22 protein-coding genes and 1 riboswitch are annotated in these 21,641 nt (G+C 32.6%); of the genes, 2 read left to right on the forward strand and 20 right to left on the reverse strand.

Annotation, left to right across the window (positions count from 1 at the left end):
- The first annotated feature begins 32 nt into the window (after nt 1-32).
- A riboswitch (Lysine riboswitch) is annotated at nt 33-220 on the forward strand.
- Nucleotides 221-332: 112 nt separating this feature from the next.
- Nucleotides 333-1,877, forward strand: a complete 1,545-nt coding sequence (locus tag C7954_RS00515; RefSeq protein WP_089719316.1) for a Na+/H+ antiporter NhaC family protein — start codon at nt 333-335, stop codon at nt 1,875-1,877.
- 99 nt (nt 1,878-1,976) lie between these two features.
- Here C7954_RS00515 and C7954_RS00520 read toward each other — a convergent pair whose 3' ends face one another.
- From C7954_RS00520 to C7954_RS00560, 9 genes are all read right to left on the reverse strand, one after another.
- Nucleotides 1,977-2,753, reverse strand: a complete 777-nt coding sequence (locus tag C7954_RS00520) for a tRNA 2-thiocytidine biosynthesis TtcA family protein (RefSeq protein ID WP_134058414.1) — start codon at nt 2,751-2,753, stop codon at nt 1,977-1,979.
- A gap of 108 nt (nt 2,754-2,861) precedes the next feature.
- Nucleotides 2,862-3,233 carry a YccF domain-containing protein gene (locus C7954_RS00525; protein ID WP_073156095.1) on the reverse strand — a complete coding sequence of 124 codons (372 nt, stop codon included), beginning with the start codon at nt 3,231-3,233 and terminating at the stop codon, nt 2,862-2,864.
- Nucleotides 3,234-3,252: 19 nt separating this feature from the next.
- Complete coding sequence (gene menA, locus C7954_RS00530; RefSeq protein WP_089655656.1) at nt 3,253-4,191, reverse strand: 1,4-dihydroxy-2-naphthoate polyprenyltransferase; 939 nt, start codon at nt 4,189-4,191, stop codon at nt 3,253-3,255.
- Between the two features lie 11 nt (nt 4,192-4,202).
- Complete coding sequence (gene coaD, locus C7954_RS00535; protein WP_089655657.1) at nt 4,203-4,691, reverse strand: pantetheine-phosphate adenylyltransferase; 489 nt, start codon at nt 4,689-4,691, stop codon at nt 4,203-4,205.
- Between the two features lie 21 nt (nt 4,692-4,712).
- Nucleotides 4,713-5,252: a 16S rRNA (guanine(966)-N(2))-methyltransferase RsmD gene (gene rsmD / locus C7954_RS00540; protein WP_073156103.1), complete on the reverse strand. Its 540-nt coding sequence runs from the start codon at nt 5,250-5,252 to the stop codon at nt 4,713-4,715.
- 21 nt (nt 5,253-5,273) lie between these two features.
- Entirely contained in the window at nt 5,274-7,331 is a 2,058-nt protein-coding gene (gene recG / locus C7954_RS00545) for an ATP-dependent DNA helicase RecG (RefSeq protein WP_089719322.1), read from the reverse strand.
- On the reverse strand, nt 7,328-8,203 hold the full coding sequence (locus C7954_RS00550) for a DegV family protein (protein WP_110300703.1): 876 nt from the start codon (nt 8,201-8,203) through the stop codon (nt 7,328-7,330). The genes recG and C7954_RS00550 overlap by 4 nt, the downstream gene beginning before the upstream one ends.
- A gap of 11 nt (nt 8,204-8,214) precedes the next feature.
- The gene (locus C7954_RS00555; RefSeq protein WP_089719327.1) at nt 8,215-10,011 is read right to left on the reverse strand and encodes a DAK2 domain-containing protein; all 1,797 of its coding nucleotides are present in this window, start codon (nt 10,009-10,011) and stop codon (nt 8,215-8,217) included.
- Nucleotides 10,001-10,363 carry an Asp23/Gls24 family envelope stress response protein gene (locus C7954_RS00560; RefSeq protein WP_073156113.1) on the reverse strand — a complete coding sequence of 121 codons (363 nt, stop codon included), beginning with the start codon at nt 10,361-10,363 and terminating at the stop codon, nt 10,001-10,003. Before C7954_RS00560 ends, C7954_RS00555 begins: the two co-directional genes overlap by 11 nt.
- Before the next feature lie 246 nt (nt 10,364-10,609).
- Here C7954_RS00560 and rpmB point away from each other — a divergent pair, with 246 nt between their 5' ends.
- Nucleotides 10,610-10,840, forward strand: coding sequence for a 50S ribosomal protein L28 (gene rpmB / locus C7954_RS00565; RefSeq protein WP_005488849.1), 231 nt, complete (start codon nt 10,610-10,612; stop codon nt 10,838-10,840).
- A gap of 65 nt (nt 10,841-10,905) precedes the next feature.
- On the opposite strand, the gene C7954_RS00570 is transcribed toward rpmB, so the two are convergent.
- Genes C7954_RS00570 through def form a run of 11 tightly spaced genes read right to left on the reverse strand, consistent with a single transcriptional unit; the run spans nt 10,906 to nt 21,624 of the window.
- Complete coding sequence (locus C7954_RS00570) at nt 10,906-12,126, reverse strand: NAD(P)-dependent malic enzyme (RefSeq protein WP_089655661.1); 1,221 nt, start codon at nt 12,124-12,126, stop codon at nt 10,906-10,908.
- Nucleotides 12,127-12,152: 26 nt separating this feature from the next.
- A complete protein-coding gene (locus tag C7954_RS00575) occupies nt 12,153-12,809 on the reverse strand; it encodes a thiamine diphosphokinase (RefSeq protein WP_089719329.1) in 657 nt (218 codons plus the stop codon).
- Complete coding sequence (gene rpe / locus C7954_RS00580; RefSeq protein WP_089719332.1) at nt 12,802-13,458, reverse strand: ribulose-phosphate 3-epimerase; 657 nt, start codon at nt 13,456-13,458, stop codon at nt 12,802-12,804. Before rpe ends, C7954_RS00575 begins: the two co-directional genes overlap by 8 nt.
- Nucleotides 13,458-14,318 carry a ribosome small subunit-dependent GTPase A gene (rsgA, locus tag C7954_RS00585; RefSeq protein ID WP_134058417.1) on the reverse strand — a complete coding sequence of 287 codons (861 nt, stop codon included), beginning with the start codon at nt 14,316-14,318 and terminating at the stop codon, nt 13,458-13,460. The genes rpe and rsgA overlap by 1 nt, the downstream gene beginning before the upstream one ends.
- A gap of 8 nt (nt 14,319-14,326) precedes the next feature.
- Nucleotides 14,327-16,306 (reverse strand): Stk1 family PASTA domain-containing Ser/Thr kinase, encoded by a 1,980-nt coding sequence (gene pknB, locus C7954_RS00590; RefSeq protein WP_089719334.1) that lies wholly within the window; start codon nt 16,304-16,306, stop codon nt 14,327-14,329.
- A 33-nt stretch (nt 16,307-16,339) separates the two neighbouring features.
- Nucleotides 16,340-17,056 carry a Stp1/IreP family PP2C-type Ser/Thr phosphatase gene (locus C7954_RS00595; protein ID WP_073156129.1) on the reverse strand — a complete coding sequence of 239 codons (717 nt, stop codon included), beginning with the start codon at nt 17,054-17,056 and terminating at the stop codon, nt 16,340-16,342.
- 56 nt (nt 17,057-17,112) lie between these two features.
- Nucleotides 17,113-18,156, reverse strand: a complete 1,044-nt coding sequence (rlmN, locus tag C7954_RS00600; RefSeq protein WP_073156353.1) for a dual-specificity RNA methyltransferase RlmN — start codon at nt 18,154-18,156, stop codon at nt 17,113-17,115.
- 7 nt (nt 18,157-18,163) lie between these two features.
- On the reverse strand, nt 18,164-19,513 hold the full coding sequence (gene rsmB, locus C7954_RS00605) for a 16S rRNA (cytosine(967)-C(5))-methyltransferase RsmB (RefSeq protein WP_089719336.1): 1,350 nt from the start codon (nt 19,511-19,513) through the stop codon (nt 18,164-18,166).
- On the reverse strand, nt 19,514-20,203 hold the full coding sequence (locus C7954_RS00610; protein WP_073156135.1) for a zinc metallopeptidase: 690 nt from the start codon (nt 20,201-20,203) through the stop codon (nt 19,514-19,516).
- Between the two features lie 19 nt (nt 20,204-20,222).
- Nucleotides 20,223-21,167 (reverse strand): methionyl-tRNA formyltransferase, encoded by a 945-nt coding sequence (gene fmt, locus C7954_RS00615; RefSeq protein WP_089722685.1) that lies wholly within the window; start codon nt 21,165-21,167, stop codon nt 20,223-20,225.
- 4 nt (nt 21,168-21,171) lie between these two features.
- Nucleotides 21,172-21,624: a peptide deformylase gene (gene def, locus C7954_RS00620; protein WP_073156140.1), complete on the reverse strand. Its 453-nt coding sequence runs from the start codon at nt 21,622-21,624 to the stop codon at nt 21,172-21,174.
- Between the last annotated feature and the right edge of the window lie 17 nt (nt 21,625-21,641).

The raw sequence follows: 21,641 nt of genomic DNA on the forward strand, positions 1-21,641 counted from the left end.
AGTTTGACTAATCATAAAATACCTCATCCCTTTGGTGAGGTAGAGGTGCAGAAAAAATCAGTAACCTTTTATATTTCCCCCGAACCAGGATTATAAATTAAAGGTGAAAGGTTTTTCTGCCGAAGTGAATTTTTTTTGGTTCAAAAAATTTACTGGGGCTGTATATAAAATATACAGAACTGTCATAATAATTCATTTATTATGTTGTGCTATCTCAAGTAAGAATAAAGAAGATGAGGCGATTTTTGCTATTAACCCGGCATATCGCCGGGTATTTTTTATGCCTTTAAAATTAGTTACTAATCAAAACAAAAAAACAAGGAGGATTTATTATGGAAAGTTACGGTATTATATCTTTACTCCCACCTCTGCTGGCAATTATTTTAGCCTGGTGGAGTAAGCAGGTTGTATTATCTTTATTTTTAGGAGTTTTTGCAGGTGCATTAATTACCAATGCATATAATCCGCTTTTTGCTTTTATGCACACTTTAGATAATTATATTTTAGCATCACTTGCAGATTCCTGGAATGCTGGAATTATATTATTTTTATTAGCTATGGGTGGAATGATTGGAATTATTAACAAATCAGGTGGAATTATTGCAATTGGTGAATATGTTGCTGAAAGAGCAAATTCAGTTGTTAAAACACAGTTTGCCGCCTGGGTAATGGGTGTGCTTATCTTTTTTGATGACTATGCTAACACCTTAATTGTTGGAAATACAATGCGTCCAATTACCGATAAAATGAGAATTTCTAGAGAAAAATTAGCTTTTATAGTTGACTTAACTGCTGCTGCAGTTTCAAGTATAGTTCCAATTTCAACCTGGATTGCCTTTGAAGTTGGTGTAATTAGAGATGGTTTTGACTCTTTAGGATTAGAAATTAGTGCTTATGGAACTTTTGTGCAGACAATACCTTATCGTTTTTATAGTATTTTTGCCCTTGGTTTTGCTTTAATCATTATTTTTACAGCTAAAGATTTTGGCCCAATGTTAAAAGCAGAAAAGAGAGCCCGCTCTACAGGAGAAACTTTGAGACCTGGATCCACACCAATGGTTTCACAGGAAATGGAAGAAATTGAACAACCTGAAGGTGAAAGCTTTACTTTTGCAAACTCATTTTTACCCATAATTGGTGTTATTTTAGTTACTTTAGTAGGTCTCTGGTACAACGGTGGTGGTTTAGAAGCTGGAACCTCCATTAGAGATGCTTTTGGGAATGCAGATGCCAGTATTGTTCTTCTCTGGGCGGCAATTAGTGGTAGTTTTATTGCTGGAATTCTCGCTTTAGCAAAAGGGATTTTAACAATCGGTGAAACTGTAGACGGCTGGATTGATGGTGCAAAGTCAATGTTTATTGCCTGTCTAATCCTTATTTTAGCCTGGTCAATTGGAAGCATCACTGATGATTTAGGTACTGCAAATTATTTAGTTTCTATTTTAGAAGGTAATATAATTCCTGAAATTGTACCTGTAATGATTTTTGTTTTTTCGGCTTTTATAGCCTTTACAATTGGAAGTTCCTGGGGAACAGTTGCTATTGTAATGCCGCTGGCAATTCCTTTAGCTAATTCAATTGGAATCCCAATGCTGCCAACAATTGCTGCGGTTTTAACTGCAAGTGTTATGGGAGACCACTGCTCACCGATTTCCGATACAACAATTATGTCTTCTACCGCTTCGGCTGTCGACCATATGGATCATGTTACTACTCAAATGCCATATGCCCTAACAGTTGGTCTGGTTGCAGCTTTATTTGGCTTCTTACCAGCAGGTTTTGGTTTCTCTGCAGTATTTTTATTACCTCTTGGTTTAGTGGCTCTATATATTATAGTTAGCATCTTTGGTAAAAGAGCTGATGACCTAGTTTCATAAATAACAAAAGATTAAAACCGCTGTCTTAAGACAGCGGTTCTTTTATGAATATATAGCTTTTATTTCAGCTGCCGTCATTAGCTTAACAAAATCATATCCCTATCCCTTTTCCCAATAATTTTTCATTTTTTTAGTTAAAATTTGTTTATCCATCTCTGCCAGCCATAATTCTCTATTATTTTTTTCCCGCATTGCAGAAACTAAATTTGAGAACAATAAGTCATCTTCAAAAAATTTATTGAATTCTTTTCGTATTTCTGATCTTATAGTTCTGCCATCATATGGACAGGAGCTTTTAAGAACAGTAATATCTTTATTTTCAATTTCCTCTTCTATAATATCTTCACGAAGATAAATCAAAGGTCTAATTATTTCAATTTTATTTTTACTTAAATATCTTTTAGCCTGCAGGGTTTTTAGCTGACCGGAATAAAAGATACTCATCAGATACGTTTCTACTGCATCATCTAGATGATGACCAAAAGCTAATTTATTAAAATTATTATCTTTTAAATAATTAATAATTGCTCCTTTACGAAAATGAGCACATTTAGAGCAGGGATTATCTTCTTCTTTTGCTGCTATATAATCCGAAATATTTGTTTTTATAATTTTAATTTTAAGATCTAAAGCAGCTGTTATTTTTTTTAATTCTAAAGCTGTAGAATCATCAAAACCAGGATCCACATGCACAGCTTCTAAAATAAAATCATTTTTAAAATGCTGATTAAACAATTTTAAAATTAAAAGCAGAAATGTACTATCCTTGCCTCCAGAAAGGCCCACAGCAATTTTATCTCCATCATTAATTAAATCAAATTCGGCTATCGCTTTAACTACTTTAGCAGTAATACTGTTGTCAAAAGATAAATTCATAATTATTTATTAATCTCCTTTAGCCAGCTATTTAATGCATCTGATTGTGTTTCTGCTATTTTAAAAGCTGCAGCGCACATTTTTGAGTCTGCAATTTATAAATACATCTTAACTATATTTTCTAATATCTTTTCCAAAAGGCATTAATGATAAATAAGCAAGTTTTAAACTCTGCTTTGCAAAAGGAATTCCAATAATTGTCAAAGCAAATATCAGAGCAGAAATCAAGTTAGCTACTGCTAATTCCCACCCAAAAACAAGGACCCAAATAATATTGGCTATTAAACCCAAAGATGAACTATCTTTTTCAATCACCTCTTTACCAAAAGGGGCAATCTGCATTTTAGCCATTTTAAAACACTGTTTACCAATTGGAATTCCAATAATGGTTATTGATGATAAAACACCAGCAGCAAACCAAAATATTGCTTCAATTAAGCCTCCAAAAATAAACCAAATAATATTCCCGAGTAATGTCATAATAATTCTCCTTTTTAGATTAGAATAAAATAGCTAAAATCATAGTAACTGCTGTTGTATAATTGATGATCATAAAGTTATTAACCGCTAAAACAAATGTATCTTTTTTAGTCTGTTTTTTTTCGAATTTATTAATATTTTGTTGAACTTTAAAAATTGATAATAATGCCAGCAGAGCAATTAAAGGCAAAATATTAAAAATCACTGAAATTACGATACTTAAATAAGAAAAATAATATAAATATTTGAAAAGTTTCAGGCTCTTATTGCGAGATAAATAGATCGATAGTGTATAGCGATTATTTTCTAAATCATCTTCTATATCACAAATATTATTTGCCAGCATAATATTCGCAATCCCAAAAATTAAAGGTAATGAAAAAACAAATATTTTTAAAATTGCTGAGTACTGAAATTCCAGGATTAAGCTTTCAGATTCTAAAAAAATATTTATTAAATTTAAATTATGAATATAAACTGCCAGAAATGTAATAAAAAAACCCATAGTAAATCCTGAAAAAACTTCGCCTAATGGGGTTCTAGAAATTGGAACTGGACCTGATGTATATAAAATACCAATAATAAATGATATGATACCAATAAATAAAACTATAACATCAGTTTTTAAATAAAGCAGCAAACCAGTTACTACAGCTAAGGAAAAAAGAATGAATATAGTCTTCTTAACAGTTTTTTGACTTAAATTATAATTTACTACTGCATTATGCTGTTCATAATTGAAGCCCTCTTTTTTTTCAGCTTTCAAATAATCCTGATAGTTGTTAATAGCTGTCGTTCCCATATCAACAGAAAGCAGTGAAATAAACATTAAGATAAAATTAGTAATTTTAAAATTAGAATAATGATATAATAAATACAAGTTTCCCATTAAAAAAGGAGTAAAACTTGCAATTTTAGTCTGAATTTCTACAAGTTTCAAAAAAGCAGTTGCTGTCAAAACAGTCACCTCTATTTTTTAGTTGAAAGTTTAGCTTTTAATTTATGATAAACAAAATCAGGAACTAGTTCACTAATGTCTCCCTCAAAATAAGCAGCTTCTTTAATTACACTAGAACTTAAAAAGGCATATTTAGTATCTGTCATTAAAAAGATAGTTTCAATACTATCATCCAAGTGTTTATTCATTGATGCCATTTGAAACTCCCCTTCAAAATCAGACACAGCTCTTAACCCCCTCAGAATTGCCTCCCCCCCAATTGATTTCACATATTTAGTAGTTAAACCAGAAAAAGAGTCTACTTTTACATTATCTAAATCTTTAGCAGCTCTTTCTAACATTTCTACTCTCTCACCCATTGAAAAAACTGGCTCTTTATTTGGATTATGAAATACAGAAACAATAACTTCATCAAAAATATTTGCTGCCCTCTCTACAATATCAAGATGGCCATTTGTAATTGGATCAAAGCTTCCCGGATATACTATTTTTTTTGCCATTCTACCCTTTCCCCCTTATTATTATTTGAGTTGATAAATTGTAATTAATGAATTTCCATATTTTTTGTTTTTTATGATATTTAGTTCTGTAAATTCTTCAACCTCTTCTGCTTCAGATCTCTCACTAATAATCAAAGCTTTTTCCTTTAATAGTCCATTCTCAATTATTAATTTAACAGCCTCAGCACTCATATTTTTTTCATACGGAGGATCCATAAAAATAATATCATATTTCTGCTTACAGCTTTTTAGATATAAATAAACATCCCGCTTAAAAAGTTTAGCTAAATCAAAAAGCTTAGCTTTTTTCAAATTATCTTCAATAACTTTTAAATGTGTTTTATTAATCTCTACAAAATCTGCTTTTTTTGCCCCTCGACTGAGAGCTTCAATACCCAAACTACCAAAACCCGCAAATAAATCTAAAACTTCTGCTCCAGGTAAATCAAAAGCAATAATATTAAACATTGATTCTTTAACTCTATCTAAGGTAGGTCTTACATCTCTTCCTTTCAAACTTTTCAACTTTAAACCACCAGCTCTGCCGGCAATAATTCTCATTTTAAGTTCCTCCAAACATGCTTAGATCTTTAATTCTATTTGCGAAATTATTTCAGCTAAATTCTTATATTCTTGCTGCCAATTTTTATTTTTTACTATTAAAGCAGCTTCATCTCTAGCCTTCACTAAAAGATTTTGGTCGTCAATTAAACTAGCTGCTTTTAAGTCATCAATTCCATGCTGTTTAGTTCCGAAAAACTCTCCCGGCCCCCGCATTTTTAAATCTTCTTCAGCAATTAAAAATCCATTATTACTTTTACACATGATTTCTAATCTATGAGCTGAATCTTCACCGGAGGGATCAGAGATTAAAATACAATATGACTGATGTTTTCCGCGACCAACTCGTCCTCTTAATTGATGGAGTTGAGCCAGACCAAACCTTTCCGCATTTTCTATAATCATGATGCTGGCATTACTGACATCTACTCCAACCTCTATTACTGTAGTTGCAATTAAAATATCTACTCCACCATCTCTGAACTTTTCCATTATTTCCTTTTTCTCATCAGCTGCAATCGAACTGTGCAGTAAGGCCAGATTATAATCTGCAAAAAAACCTGAATTAAGATCCTGATATAATTCTTCAGCTGAAATTAATTTAGGCATTTCTTCTGATTTTTCAATTAAAGGACAAACAATGTAGGCCTGTCTTCCTGTGTTGACCTTTTCTTTCAGAAATTGATAAATTTGCTTTCTTCTATTTTCTCTCCTCCAAAAGGTCGCAATTTTTTTTCTTCCCGGAGGCATCTCATCAATTACAGATAGATCTAAATCGCCATAAATTAACATAGCCATTGATCTAGGAATTGGGGTTGCTGTCATAATCAGCAAATCAGGATTGTCTCCTTTTTCTTTTAAACTGTGCCGCTGCTCAACTCCAAAACGATGCTGTTCATCGATTACTATCAAACCTGGATTATCATAATTTAAGCTTTCCTGAAAAAGAGCATGAGTTCCAATTATTAAGTCACTATTACCTTTTTCAATTTTGGCTTCAATATCTTTGCGTTCAGCTTGTTTAACACTTCCTGTTAAAAGCTCAATGTTGTAGTTAAATTCACTTAAAAGCTCCTTAAAATTTAAATAGTGCTGTTCTGCTAAAATTTCTGTAGGTGCCATAAAAACACCCTGATAACCATTAGCCATTGTTTCCAGCAGAGCTAATGCTGCTACCACAGTTTTACCGGATCCAACATCCCCCTGTAATAACCTGGACATTGTCTGAGGGGATTCCATATCCTTTCTTATTTCTGACCAAACTCTATTTTGAGCAGAGGTTAAATCAAAATCAAGTTTTTCTAAAAATTTTCTATTTTCAGCTTTAATAAACTGATGTTTAATTCCTTTTAAATCATTATATTTTTTCTTCTCTTCTAAAGCATAAAGCTGCAGATAGAAAAATTCTTCAAAGGCTAAACGTCTTCGTGAATATTTTTGATGTTTTTCATTTTTTGGAAAGTGCATTCCAAGAATAGAGGTTTTTAAATTAAGAAAACTATATTTTTTTAGAATAAATTGTGGGAGCTGATCTTTAAGTAATGGTGCGTGACTTTTTAAAGCATTAGCAATAATTCGACGCAGACGTCGCTGAGTTAAGCCTTCTGTTAATGAATAAACCGGAACAATGCGCCCGGTATTTAAAACTGAGGCTTCAGAATCTAATTTTTCATAGACTGGATTGTTAATTTCTTTTCTATTATATTTTCTCCAGTTTTTTTCACTTATTTTACCACTAATTAAATACTTATCACCTTTATTAAATTGTTCACGAAGATATGACTGATTATACCAAATCCCGTTAACCACACCACTACCATCTGAAAAAGAAACTCTTAACAGATCAAGGTTATTACGTATTCGTTGATAATTTATCTTTAAGACTTCAACCTTAAAATTTGCTTTTTCACCAACAGCAGTATATTTGATTTGACTTATTTGGCTGCGGTCTTCATATTCACGGGGAAAATAATATAAGAGATCTTTAACAGTTTTTATCTCTAATTTTGAAAGGCGCTCGGCCCATCTGGGCCCAACACCTTTAATAAATTGAACTTTATCTGAAAGTTTTAATTTCATTCTCCCAATAATTCTCCTCTATAAATAACTATTCCATAAACAAGCGGACCTGTATGAGAACTTAGTACAGTTCCAATTTTATTTTCTAAAATATTGTACTTATATTGATTTTGTTTTTGAAGCTCAGCTGTAAATAATTCTTTAAACTGCAAAAAGTTATCACTTTCTTCACCATAAACATAAGCAAAGTTTACCTGATCACTATTTCCAGCTGCCTCTAATGCCAGCTCAATCATTTTTTGATTGGTTTTTTTATAACCTCTAATTTTTTCTTTAGGGGTTATTTCACCTACTTCAGTAGAAAGTTCTAGAATTGGGTTAAAATTAAAAATACTCCCCAAAAATGCCTGAGCTTTTCCAATTCTACCCCCTTTTTCTAAATAAGTTAACTCATTAACCGTAAAATAAATTGTTAGCTTTTCTCTTTCTACTGACAGAGTTTCCTTAATTTCTTCAACGCTTTTTCCTGACTCTATCATTTCTGCTGCAAGTAAAACTAAAAATCCGAGCCCACTGCTTGTAGATTTAGAATCAATTACTTCAACCGCGATATCCTCCACCTGCTGAGCCGCTAACCTGGCTGACTCAAGAGTTCCACTTAAAGCAGAAGATATATGGATAGAAATAATCTGATCGTATTCAGCAGCTAGTTTTTGATATTTTTCTATAAAAAGGCCCACAGATGGCTGTGAAGTTGTAGGTAGTTCATCAGAATTCTCCATCATAGAAAATAATTTATCACTATCAAGATCAATTTTATCGTAATAGGTATCTTCTTTAAAATGAACAATTAAGGGTACAAATTCTATTGAATATTTTTCCATAAATTCTGCTGGTAAATCACAGGTGCTGTCAGTCACTATGGCAATCATATTAACACATCCTATTCTAATGAAATTATAAAGGGGTATAGGGGCTGTCCACCGAGATAAACTTCAATTTCATCAAAATCAAAGTTATTCTCCATAACTTGCTTAATTGCTTCTGCTTCAGCCTCTGTTATTCCTTCACCATAATAGATAGTCGCTAATTCTTCATCTTCAGCAACTTCATCTAATAATTTTTTCACTGTTTCTTTTTCATTATCTGCACTAACTAAAATATCTCCATTTTTTAAACCAATATAATGATCTTTTTTTATTTCAAGACCATTAACTTTAGAATCTTTAACTGCTTGAGTGATTTCAAGAGTTTTTACATATTTAATTTCAGCTTCCATTTCTTCTTTTAGCTTTTCTAGCTCCAGCTGATCATCAAAAACCATAAGCGCACTTATAGCTTGTGGAATGGACCTAGTTTCAATAATAGCAATCTCTTTTTCACTCAGCTCTGATACCTGTTTAGCTGCAGAAATGATGTTTTTATTATTAGGTAGTATAATAATTTTTTCAGTATCCATCCGTTCTACAACTTCTAGAAAATCATTAGTAGAAGGATTCATAGACTGACCACCTTTAATCACATGATCAACACCTAATTCTTTTAGAATATTAATGATCCCTTCACCATTTGCAACAGAAATAATTCCAATGTTTTTAGCAGCTTTAATTACTGCATCAGCTTCAGCAGTTTCATTATCTTGATTTATTTCCTGCTGGCCGCTGTTTTTTATTTCAGCTTCTTTAACATCAACATCATCTTTAAGCTCGGTATCTAAACTTTCAGCAGCGGCTTCATTATGATTTGGATGGAATTGAGAATGATCAAAATCATCACTTTCCCGCTTTACTTTTTCTTCATTCTGTTTTCGCATATTATCAATCTTAATATCAAAAACTTTTCCTTTTTTTAGGCCGTACTCCAGCAGTACTCCTGGATGATTGCTGTGAATATGAATTTTAATTACATCGTCACTACCAACAACCATAATCGAGTCCCCATAACTCTGCATATCTTTTCTTATTTTATCAATTAATCTATCTATATTAGATTTAAAGTTGTCAATTTGAATTAACATCTGAGTGCAATAGGTAAATTTTATATCCTCTGCAGCCTTAGGTTTTTTAGCTGGCTTTTCTACAGCAGCTGCAGCTTGATATTCTACTTTCTCACCTTTTAAGCCTTTTAACATCCCTTCGAGAATAGTTAAATAGCCCTGTCCACCTGCATCAACAACCTCTGCTTCTTTTAAAGCATCAAGCAGCTCAGGTGTCCGCTCTAAGGATTCCTCCGCAGCTTTAATAGTGATCTCTAATAATTCTAGTATATCTTCAGTTGAATCCACCTCTACAGCGGCTTTTTCAGCTGCTTCCCGAGAAACAGTTAAAATAGTACCCTCAACAGGTTTTAAAACACCATGATATGCTACCTCAGAAGCCTTTGTTAAAGCATTAGCTAAGTCTTTTGCTTTCATTTTTTTCTTGTTTTTTAGTGCCTGAGCAAAACCTCTAACCAGCTGAGATAAAATAACACCTGAATTACCTCTAGCTCCCATTAAAGCACCTTTAGAAAGCTCAGCAGACAGTTCTGAAACACTATTAGATTTACTATTCTCAAGATTGGATACTGCCTCTTTAAAGGTTAAATACATATTTGTTCCCGTATCACCATCTGGGACCGGGAAAACATTTAATGAATCGATAAAAGATTTTTGTTTTTTTAACCAGTATAATGATGTAAACATCATATTTTTAAATTCTTCTGCATCAACTGCAGTTATTTTCTGATTATTAATTGGCATCGCCAACCCTCACTCCCCTTACATTAACATCTATAGTAACAACTTCAATTCCAACTTTCTTTTCAAGGGTATAGCGAACTCGTTCCATAACATTATGAGCTACCTCATGAATATTAGTTCCATATTCAACAATAATATTTAAATCTAGATAAACTTTATCCTCACTAATATCAACACCAACACCCTTACTAATATTGTCCCAACCTAAAAGATCTGCAAGACCATCCTGCACACTTCTAGAAGACATTCCAACAAGGCCATAGCATTCCATAACAGCAATTCCTGCTGTTTTAGCTATTACCTCTTCGTCAATTACAATTCTACCTAGTTCATTTTTTAATTCTTTTTCCATTCTTTACACCTCTTTTCATACATAATTATTCTATCTTATCTAAAGCCTCTATGCAAGAATAAAATTATTTAGACATTTTTAATTATCTACTCATTTATATATTAATTCAAGATAAATTTATACTTTCCTGCAAATAAAAACTTATATTTTTCTCTAAACAGCACTAATAAACTTGCTAAAGAGTCTTTATCTATGTTAAAATGTAATCTGACAGAGATTTTATTTTTAGATAGGAGGTGTTTTTCTATGTCCAGAGTCTGCGAGATTTGTGGTAAAGGTGGAAATACAGCCAACAGCATACAAAGACGTGGTAAAGCTAAGAAAAAAGGAGGAGTTGGACGTAATATTACTAGTTCTACAAAAAGAACTCAGCGTCCAAATCTAAAAAAAGTTAAAGCAATTGTTGATGGATCACCAAAAAGAATTAAGGTGTGTACTCAATGTCTTAAATCAGGTAAAGTTGAAAGAGCTTACTAATTTAGATTTAGATAAAAAGGGAGCAGAATTTATTAATAAATTCTGCTCCCTTTAGTACTTTTATCTTAGTTTAAACTTTTAGCAATTTTTTCTTTTATCTCTTGCTCACTTATTTCCAGACCTGCTAAGTTATTTTCAACTGCACTTTTAGCAACTGCAAAAGCAACTGCTGGTACTACACGTTGATCAAAGGGATCTGGAATAATATATTCATAATCAAGTTTATCCCCAACCAGAGATGCTATAGCTTCTGCAGCAGCAATTTTCATCTCTTCACTAATTTCTACTGCTCTTAAATCCAGCGCTCCTCTAAAAATACCGGGAAATGCCAGTACATTATTGATTTGATTTGGATAGTCGGATCGTCCAGTGGCAATAACAGCTGCTCCAGCTTCTAATGCCAATTCTGGTTTTATTTCCGGGGTTGGATTTGCCATTGCAAAAACTAAAGGTTCGGCCGCCATTTTTTTAACCATTTCAGCTTTTAAGATATTACCAACAGAAAGACCAATAAACAAATCAGCATTTGCAACAGCTTCTTCAAGACCACCACTTAAATTTTGAGGATTTGTTCTCTCAATTAGTTTCTGTCTTAAAGGATCATATTGTTCAAGATTATTTTTATTTAAAATTCCTATTTTATCATTTATGATTAAATTTTTTGCTCCAGCATCTAACAAAAGTTTAGACACAGCTGTTGCTGCAGCGCCTGCACCGTTAACAATAATTTTTATTTCTTCTAATTTTTTATCTACTAATTTCAAGGCATTAATCACTGCTGCCAGAACAACTACTGCTGTTCCGTGCTGATCATCATGAAATACTGCCATATTAGTTTCTTCTTTTAATTTTTTTTCAATTTCAAAACACTTAGGTGCAGAAATATCTTCCAAATTTATACCAGCAAAGGTTGGTTCCAATAATTTAACAAACTGAACTATTTCATCTACCTCTCTGCTGCCTACGCAAAGCGGAAAGGCATCAACATTCGCAAATTCTTTAAATAAAACGGCCTTCCCTTCCATAACCGGCAGAGCAGCCTCTGGCCCAATATCTCCTAATCCTAGAACTGCTGTACCAGAAGAGACAACTGCTACCTGATTTCCACGAGCTGTATATTCATAAGCTTTATCTCTGTCTTTTGCTATTTCCCGACAGGGCTCTGCAACTCCTGGAGAATAAGCAAGGCTTAATTCTTCTCTGTTTCTAACTCTGACTTTAGACTTAACCTCAATTTTACCACGATTTTCACTATGTAATTTTAAAGCTTTTTGATAAATATCCATTATAACCTCCACTTACTTACTGCTCTCTAATCTAAATTTTCTAAAACATAAAATAACACACCATTTTCTATAATAACTTCAGCTTTCTCCTCTTCAATTAAATTACTAATACCTCTACTTTTAGATCTTTTTATATCCTGATTTTCCAAATTATATTTGCAGCCTTTGATAGTTACCCCTTCAACTTTTTTGCTCTGAGGAATCAGAGAAAGTCTATAACCCTTTTTATGCTCAAATTGATGATTATTTTTAATTAGAGCAATTTCTATTTTTTGAGAAATTATTTTAGCTTCCAAATTTATTTCATCAATATATTCTAAAAGATTTAAATTAGCCAGCTGTTGATCGATTCGCCCCCCGAGAGCAGCAAATAAATATATTTTATTTATTCCATATTCCAGGCAGTAATCTACCGCGATTTCGCTATCAGTCTGATCTTTTTCCACAGGATATTTTAATAAGTCGATATTCTTTCGGCTGTAATAATCTTTATTTTGTTTAGTTATTGAATCAAGATCTCCTAAAATCAGATCTGGCAAAACTTCTAATTCTCGAATATTATTAGCCCCACCATCAACTGCTATAATTTTATCTATCTGATAATTTTTTATTTTTTCTGCAAATTCATCTTTGTCTAAATCCAATACGCCATTTAAAATTAAAGCTGCTGTTTTATCAGACATCAGCTGCTATACTCCTCATTTCAGACAGGGCAGCTGCAGGTTTTTTTGCACCAAAAATTGCAGAACCAGCAACAATAATATCTGCTCCAGCCTCAACAATTTCTTTCAGATTAAAAGTCTTTATACCTCCATCTACTTCAATTTTACAGTCATAATTATTAGCCTCAATGATTTTATTTAATTTAGCAATCTTTTCAGTCATCTGAGGAATATATGATTGACCACCAAAACCAGGATTAACAGACATAATTAATACCTGATCCAGTTCTGGTAAAAGATATTCCAGAGTTTCAATAGGAGTTGCGGGGTTAAGGGAAACACCGGCTTTAATTCCCTCAGCTTTTATCAGCTGAATAACTCGATGAATATGATCTGTTGCTTCTAAGTGAACTGTTAAAATATCAGAACCGGCCTCAGCAAAGTCTTTAATGTATCTCTCTGGTTTAGTAATCATTAAATGGGTATCAAAAGGAAGAGCAGTATGTTTTTTTATAGCTTTTATTAAACCAGGGCCAAAAGTAATATTAGGAACAAAAACTCCATCCATTACATCTAAATGTAAATAGTCGGCTTCCTTAATTAATTGAATCTGATCTTTTAATTGGCTAAAATCTGATGCAAGCAGTGAAGGTGCAAATTCTGTTTTCATTAGTATCTTCTCTCCTTTTTTTCTAGTTCATTATATATTTGTTTATAACTTTTATATCTTCTCTCAGATATTTCTCCGTTTTTAACTTTCTTTTGAACCACACATCCAGGTTCATGCAAATGGCTGCATCTATTGAATTTGCAGTCATTATTATATTGTGCTATTTCAGGGAAATACCAGGATAAATCTTCGGGTTCAATCTCAAAATTAATCTTAGTCATTGAAGAAAAACCAGGAGTATCTGCAACCCAGCCCTGATTTGGTAAAGATAACAATTCTACCATTCTGGTTGTATGAACTCCTTTTTTTAGCTTTTTACTCACTGCAGCAGTTCTCAAATCTGCATTCTCAATTACTTTATTTAAAAATGATGATTTACCAGCTCCAGAAGGACCAGTTAAAACATTAATTTTATCATTCAATCTCTCAAATAATTTATCTAAATTAATATTTTCTTTAACACTGATAAAATGAAGTTCATAACCAGCTTCTTTATATTCTTCAAAATCAGCTTCAAAGCCTACTTCAGCCTGATCAATTTTGTTAATAACAATTAGCGGTTCGAAACCAGAACTTTCAACAAGCAGTAAAAATCTATCTAATAATGATGGTGTGAATTCCGGATCTTTAATAGAATGCATAATTACTACCTGATCAACATTAGCAACTTTTGGTCTTTTAAGCAAATTATTTCTGGGATAATAATCTTCAAGTATTTTATTTTCTTTATCAATCTCTACATAATCACCTGGATATATTTTTTCTCTAATCTTTCCTCTAATTCTGCACTGATATATCTCTTTAGAACGAGAAGCTACAAAGAAAAAACCTCCAATCGACTTAATCAAAATGCCCTTCATCTAGACTATCATCCCCCAAAACTCTCTGATTTAATTAATTGATCATCAAAATAAATTCTCAGTTCTGTTTCACCCTGACTTTGAATATCCCTGACAATATTATCTCCAGGCTCATGGACTGCCTGATAAACCTGTTCTTCACCATTATCATCTTCAATCACAATTCTTACCTCTCTCCGCTCAGAACCCGTAACATTAATAGAAATTCGATTTGAATGAAAATCCTCCGCTGAAGAATTTGTAGAACCTCTGCTGATTACAAAATCGACTGCAATTCCTCTTGGTAAATATTCCCCCGCTTTTATACTTTGAGAAATAACCTGTCCATCAATAAAACGATTAGAACTTTCAACACTAATCTGACCAACATTAAGTCCTTTTTCTCTAATTAAGTTAACAGCTTCTGCTTGTTCTAAACCAGTTAAATCCGGCATTCTGACTGAAATATTTCTTTCACCCCGGCTGACAAATAGAGTAACTTCACTGTTTTTTTCAACCTCTGCTCCAGCAGCAGGTATTTGATTAATTACAGTTCCTGGTTCTTCAGATAATCTAAAAATATACTGGATATCTCCACTTTTGAGTGAAAGATTATCAAGTTCAATTAAGGCCTCCCTTAAAGAACTACCAATAAAATCAGGAATTTTAATTAGCTGTGGACCTTTACTTACAGTAATATTTATGGACCGGCTCTGTTTTATCCTTTCCCCAGGTCTCGGCTGCTGATTGACAATATAATTTTCAGCTAATTCTTCGCTAAATACTCGCTCTTCATTTTCTAATAAACTTAAGCCAACTTCAGAAGCCATATTTCTTGCTTCACTTAAACTTTTACCTTCAATATCTGGCACCTGAACAATTGGTACATTAGTGTATTGGTTAAAAAAGAATAAGACTCCTCCAATTGAAACTAGAAAAAATAATAATATACCTGCAATGATAAATAACGGCTTTTTATATTTATTATTGTTTTCACCTTTAGAATCTGAATTTTCTGCTCCTGCTTTGCTTTCATTTTTATTTTTCTGGAGTTTATCAGTATTTTTATGATTAGTATTATTTTGCTTATGATCAGAATTATTTAAAAAAGAAAAGTCGGGTTTTTTCATTACCTTAGTTTCATCAGCATTAAATTTTTCTTTTTTAGTTTGCTTTTTGCCTTTGTTTTTAAGATTTTTGAGACAATATGTTATCTGCTGCCTCATTTCATAAGCATCTTGATAACGATCAGCAGGATCTTTAGCAATTGCTTTCATGATCAGTTTATTAACCTCTTCTGGAATATCACTATTTATATGTGAAGGCTCAACTGGTTTTTGCTGGATATGTTTCAGAGCAACTGAAATAGGACTTTCTCCCTGAAAAGGGAGCTCACCTGTTGTCATTTCATATAATACTACTCCTAAAGAATAGACATCAGAATAAGCCTTGATTTCTCCACCTTTAGCCTGTTCAGGTGAAAAATAATGAGCACTTCCGACAACAGTTTCTGTTACTTTTACAGTTGAATTACTTAGAGCCCTTGCAATTCCAAAATCAGTAACTTTAACTTCCATATCGTCATTTAAAATAATATTGTGTGGTTTAATATCACAATGAACAATTTGGTTACCATGAGCAACTGACAAAGCAGCAGCAATTTGTCTTGCTATCTCTAACGATTCTGCAATAGAAAGTTTATTTCTTTCTTTTATAATATCTTTTAAAGTTTTTCCTTCAACAATTTCCATTACAAGATAAATTCTTTCATCATCTACCACAATATCATAAATACTGACCACATTAGGATGAGATAATCTTGCTACAGCTCGTGCTTCCTGTCTGAACTTATCTATAAATTCAGCATCTGATTTATATTCCGGACGCAGCATTTTCAAAGCAACTGTTCTTTCCAACAGAGTATCTCGAGCGGAATAGACAATTGCCATTCCACCTCGGCCAATTTCTTTTATTATCTTATAACGGTTATTTAAAATCTTACCCTGCATAAATTCACCTCAATTATCATCAAAAAATATTTGTTATTCTTCACTGTAACCAACTACTATCAAAGTTATATTATCAAAGCCACCACTAGTTAGAGATTCCTGCAGCAGCTGCTCAGCTATTGCTTCAGTTTGATTGTTTTTAAAAAAGATTTCTTCAATTTTACTTTTTTTAATCATATCTGACAAACCATCAGTACATAATAATAGATAATCATCTTTAGCTACTTTAATCTCACCTATATCTAAATCTAAATCATCATCCAAACCTAAAGCCTGAGTAACAATATTTTTTTGAGGATGATTGAAGGCCTCTGCTTCTGTAATTTTATTTTCTCGCAGCAGCTTTCCGACCAATGAATGGTCTTTAGATATTTTTTTCAATTCTCTATTATTTCGATTATAAAGATAAATTCTGCTGTCTCCTAAGTTAACATAATAGATTTTACTATCCTGAATTATTACAGCAGCAAAGGTTGTACCCATTCCCATATATTCTTGATTTGAATTACTTTTTCTAATAATCTCACGATTAATTGAAAAAGTTAAACTGCTCAAACTAGCCAGAGGATTAGATAAATCAAAGTCAAAATCAGCGGCAAAGCTTGCTGCAATCTGACTTGCTACTTCGCCAGCAGCATGTCCTCCCATACCATCAGCAACCATAAAAAAATTAATTTCTTCATCTATATAAAAATTATCTTCGTTTGTACTGCGTTTATTTCCTTTATCAGTTAGAGCTTTAAACCGCATCTTTTTCCTCCCTCTTTATATTAAGATTATCTCTTTAATACTAGCTTATGTTATTTTTAATTTTTATTTCTTTTTAGTTGACCACAGGCCGCATCAATTTGAGTACCCATTTCTTTTCTAAGTGTTACCTGAATTCCATTCCGATCCAAAGTTTCATAAAAACTATCTATTACTTTCTGTACTGGTCTTTCGATACCTAATTCAGGAACTGGATTAGCGGGGATTAAATTTACATGACAGTTTATCCCACGCAACAATTCAGCCAGCTGTACTGACAATTCAGGGCTATCATTTACACTATCCATTAAAACATATTCAAAAGTAACCCTTCTACCTGTCTTTTCAATATATTTAATAACAGCAGTTAAAAGTTGATTTAAATTATATTTTTTGTTGATAGGCATAATCTTATTTCTTAAACGGTCATTAGGAGCATGTAGAGAAACTGCAAGTCCTATTTGATCATTAGTTCGGGCCAGTTTTTTAATTTCTGGCACCAACCCAGCTGTAGAAATAGTCATTTTTCTCATGCCAATATTAAGTCCCTGGTCAGCATTAATTATTTCTACTGCTTTCATCAAGTTATCAAAATTAGCCAATGGTTCTCCCATTCCCATAAAAACAACATTGCTTAATCTTGGCTCGGCAAAATTTGAGCCGCTAATATCTTTTTGAATTTTTATTACCTGATCAACTATCTCACCTGTAGTTAAATTTCTCTGTAGTCCATCAATTCCTGTTGCACAAAATGAACATCCAAGTCCACAGCCAACCTGAGTTGAAATACAGGTGCTGTGACGTCCTGATTTTGGGAAAGGAAGGTATACCCCCTCAATATTTTCTCCATCATTTAGTTCCCACAAATATTTAACAGTGCCGTCAACTGCTGTACTTCTGTTTATTTCTTTTAGATCACTAAGCTCATAATTTTCATCTATAAACTGACGCATCTTTTTAGGAATATTTTTCATTTCTTCTACAGCAGAAACACCATTCTTATATAACCAGTTAAACACCTGTTCTCCTCTATATGAGGGAAATCCAGCCTTTTCAAATTCGTCTATTAACTCACTTCGATTAAGTTCTTTTAAATCCTTCATCTTAAAATTAATCACTCTCCACTTTTTTTAATAACGCATAGAAAAAGCCTTCAGAATCCACTTCTCCAGGTAAAAGCTCTAAATATTTATTTTCATTTTTTAAATTCAAAGCACTGACTTCTTCTAATATTTTATTAATATTTACTAATTCAAAATTATTATTTTCTGTTAGAATTCTATTAATTAAATCCTGGTTTTCTTCTTGACTTAAAGTACATGTTGAATAAAGCAATTTACCACCCGGCTTCAGTTTTGACAGATTATTACTCAGAATATCATACTGCAGTGAAGCCATTTGTTTAATAACTGATTCGCTTTTTTCCCATTTGATCTCAGGCTTAGAGGCAATAAGCCCCAATCCTGAACAGGGTAAATCGGCAAGTATTCTATCATATTTTTTGCTATCTTGATATTTAACTGCATCTTCCATTTTTAAAACTACATTTTTTACCCCTAATCGTTCTATATTTTCTCTGATTAAATTAAGTCTGCTCTGGCTGACATCTAAAGCTGTGATTTGTCCTGAATTCTTCATTAAAACAGCTAAATGTGTTGTTTTACCACCTGGAGCAGCAGCTAAATCTAGAACACTCATATTTTCTTTGGGATCTAATAGTAAAGAAGCCAAACCAGCAGAAGTACCCTGAATATAAGCAGCTCCGTTTTTGAAAACCTGAGTTTCAGCCGGATTATTTACCTCCTTTAATCTATAAAAAGAATCTAAAAAAGTATTCTCATATTTTATACCATCTTGATCCATTAATCTTTCAAATTCATTCTTTTCCATTTTTAAAGGATTAAAACGGTAAATAACCTCAGCTCTTTTATTTCCAGCTTTTAAGATTTTTTCTGTCTTTTTAAATCCATATTGATCTAAAAAGCGTTTGATAATCCAGATAGGGTAGGAATATTTAACTGATAAATATTCTTTTTTGGACTCAGTTTTAGTGGGTAAAGTTAACTCGTTTCCTTTTCTGTTAATATTCCTCAAAACTCCATTTGTAAACGAAACTGCACCTTTTCTACTGGCGGGAAGTATTAGTTTAACAGCTTCTACACTTTCATAAATTGCTGCTCTTGCTGGTATTTTATCAAGAAAAAAGAGCTGATAAACCCCTATTCTCAGCCCCGTTAATACTTCTTTATCCATTTTATGCAGTGGAGTTTTAGAAAAACTCTCTATTACATAATCTAAATATAATTTATTTCTGATAACACCATAAAATATTTCAGTAAAAAGATTTTTATCTCTTTGATCTTTAATCTTTTTTAATTCGGAATCTAATAAAAGATTTGAATAACTTCCACTTTCTACCCGCAGTAATGCTTTTAAAATTTTAGAACGTAAGTTTTTCAATTAATCATCACCCAAACCAGCTAAGAGCAGTATTCTTAACATATTTGCCAGTGCAACAAGTGTAGTAGCGACATAGGTAAAGGCTGCAGCTTTTAATACTTTTTTTGCACCTTTAATTTCTTGATCTGTTAACAAATTAGTCCTTTTAAGATTGCTTATAGCTCTATTGCTGGCATTAAATTCTACCGGTAAGGTTACCAGATGGAATAAAAATGCAGCAGAAAAAAGTACAAAACCTGTCATAATCAAGAAATCGGCTCTAATAAAAAAACCAAAAATAGCTAAAGGAAGCCCAAAACTAGATCCAATATTAGCTGCTGGAACAAGTGAGGCTCTCAAAGAAAGTGGTCTGTAATCTTCTTTATCCTGAATTGCATGTCCAACTTCGTGAGCAGCAACTCCTACTGCAGAAATTGAACTATTATTATATACTTCAGATGATAAGTTAAGGGTTTTATTTTTAGGATCATAATGATCACTTAACTTGCCATCAGTTCTTCTAATTTCAACATTATCCAAATTATTATTCAAAAGTATCTTTCTAGCAGCTTCTGCTCCGCTTAAATTATTATTAACCTGTATTTCATCATATTTATTAAAAGTATTTTTCACCTTATATTGTGCATAAAAAGCAATCATTAAGGCAGGAATGATCACAATCATTGTTGGATCAAAGAAAAATGGATACATAAATCTACCTCCTTAATAATTAATTAGTACCTAATTTTTCCTCAGAGCTAAGCTGATAACCGTTAAGAAAATCTTCAGCTTCAATTTTTTTGGAACCTGGAAGCTGTAATTTTTCAATTGCTAATATGCCATCACCTGTTTGTACTAATATACCATCTTTTATATTTGCTTTGACTATAGTACCTGGTTCGAAATCGGTGTTTTCTAATTTACTAACACTGCTCTCCCAAAGCTTTAATCTTTTTCCCTTTAAAAATGAATAAGCCCCAGGCCAAGGGTTTACACCTCTAATTAAATTATGAATTTCCTGTGCGCTCTGCTTCCAATCAATTTCGCCCAAACTTTTATCAATTTTGTAAGCAAATGTTGCTTTAGAATCATCCTGTTCAATTCGTGGTGCCTGACCTGCTTCTATATCCTTCAAAGTCTTAAGTAGAAGCTCTGCTCCTGCTTCAGCTAATTTATCATGTAAGATACCGACTGTATCATCTTCAGCAATCTCAATCTCCTGTTGATAGATAATGTCGCCATCATCCCAACCCTCATCCATATACATCGTAGTGTTTCCAGTAACTTTTTTACCATCAATAATTGCCTTATGAATTGGACTAGAGCCTCGATATTCAGGCAGTAAAGATGCATGAAGATTTATACATCCATATTTAGGTATTTCTAATAATTCAGGACTTAACTTCTGGCCAAAAGCAACAACTACAATAAAATCTGGTTCAATTTTAACTAATTTATCTAAAAATCCTTTTTGGTTAACATTTTTACTCTGCATAACTTCCAAATCATTTTCTAAGGCTTTTTCTTTAATATCTGAGTAATGAACTTTCTGGCCGCGTCCGCTTTTTCGATCAGGTTGAGTTACAACTGCCTCAACTTCAATTTCTTGATCATTATTTAATTTTAGTAGTGAGGGTACTGCAAATTCAGGTGTTCCCATAAATACTATTTTCATCAAATCACTCCACAAGTTTTACAATTTTATCGACAAATAAGACTCCATCTAAATGATCCATCTCATGTTGGATTGCTCTGGCTTCAAAACCTTCTGCTTCAAATTCAATTTGCTTACCTTCACGATTTAAGCTTCTAACTTTAATTTTTTGTGATCTTATTACATCACCGGTCTCACCTGGAATACTAAGGCAACCTTCTTCCATTATTGCCTTTCCTTCTTCTTCGATTATTTCCGGATTTATTAAAACCACCTTATTATCTTCCCTAATATCTACAACTGCAATTCTTTTTAAAATTCCAACCTGTGGTGCTGCCAAGCCAACACCATCTTCTTCATACATTGTATCAAACATATTATCTATTAAATCATTTGTTTTTTTAGTTACTTTATCTATTTTTTTTGATTTACTTCTTAATACTGGGTCACCAATTTCTCTAATTTGTAACAAAGCCATAAATATCTACCTCCTAA

This window comes from Halanaerobium congolense (assembly GCF_004366375.1).
GTDB lineage: Bacteria > Bacillota > Halanaerobiia > Halanaerobiales > Halanaerobiaceae > Halanaerobium > Halanaerobium congolense.

Bases quoted from the DNA above. Each gene is read 5' to 3' on its own strand.
- def (WP_073156140.1), bottom strand. From the start codon at position 21,624: ATGGCTTTGTTACAAATTAGAGAAATTGGTGACCCAGTATTAAGAAGT.
- C7954_RS00595 (WP_073156129.1), bottom strand. From the start codon at position 17,056: ATGCGGTTTAAAGCTCTAACTGATAAAGGAAATAAACGCAGTACAAAC.
- C7954_RS00555 (WP_089719327.1), bottom strand. From the start codon at position 10,011: ATGCCAATTAATAATCAGAAAATAACTGCAGTTGATGCAGAAGAATTT.
- C7954_RS00550 (WP_110300703.1), bottom strand. From the start codon at position 8,203: ATGATTGCCATAGTGACTGACAGCACCTGTGATTTACCAGCAGAATTT.
- fmt (WP_089722685.1), bottom strand. From the start codon at position 21,167: ATGAAAATAGTATTTATGGGAACACCTGAATTTGCAGTACCCTCACTA.
- rpmB (WP_005488849.1), top strand. From the start codon at position 10,610: ATGTCCAGAGTCTGCGAGATTTGTGGTAAAGGTGGAAATACAGCCAAC.
- rsmD (WP_073156103.1), bottom strand. From the start codon at position 5,252: ATGAGAATTATTGCCGGCAGAGCTGGTGGTTTAAAGTTGAAAAGTTTG.
- coaD (WP_089655657.1), bottom strand. From the start codon at position 4,691: ATGGCAAAAAAAATAGTATATCCGGGAAGCTTTGATCCAATTACAAAT.
- C7954_RS00610 (WP_073156135.1), bottom strand. From the start codon at position 20,203: ATGTATCCATTTTTCTTTGATCCAACAATGATTGTGATCATTCCTGCC.
- rlmN (WP_073156353.1), bottom strand. From the start codon at position 18,156: ATGAAGGATTTAAAAGAACTTAATCGAAGTGAGTTAATAGACGAATTT.
- pknB (WP_089719334.1), bottom strand. From the start codon at position 16,306: ATGCAGGGTAAGATTTTAAATAACCGTTATAAGATAATAAAAGAAATT.
- C7954_RS00520 (WP_134058414.1), bottom strand. From the start codon at position 2,753: ATGAATTTATCTTTTGACAACAGTATTACTGCTAAAGTAGTTAAAGCG.
- recG (WP_089719322.1), bottom strand. From the start codon at position 7,331: ATGAAATTAAAACTTTCAGATAAAGTTCAATTTATTAAAGGTGTTGGG.
- C7954_RS00560 (WP_073156113.1), bottom strand. From the start codon at position 10,363: ATGGAAAAAGAATTAAAAAATGAACTAGGTAGAATTGTAATTGACGAA.
- rsgA (WP_134058417.1), bottom strand. From the start codon at position 14,318: ATGAAGGGCATTTTGATTAAGTCGATTGGAGGTTTTTTCTTTGTAGCT.
- C7954_RS00575 (WP_089719329.1), bottom strand. From the start codon at position 12,809: ATGTCTGATAAAACAGCAGCTTTAATTTTAAATGGCGTATTGGATTTA.
- rpe (WP_089719332.1), bottom strand. From the start codon at position 13,458: ATGAAAACAGAATTTGCACCTTCACTGCTTGCATCAGATTTTAGCCAA.
- C7954_RS00525 (WP_073156095.1), bottom strand. From the start codon at position 3,233: ATGACATTACTCGGGAATATTATTTGGTTTATTTTTGGAGGCTTAATT.
- C7954_RS00570 (WP_089655661.1), bottom strand. From the start codon at position 12,126: ATGGATATTTATCAAAAAGCTTTAAAATTACATAGTGAAAATCGTGGT.
- C7954_RS00515 (WP_089719316.1), top strand. From the start codon at position 333: ATGGAAAGTTACGGTATTATATCTTTACTCCCACCTCTGCTGGCAATT.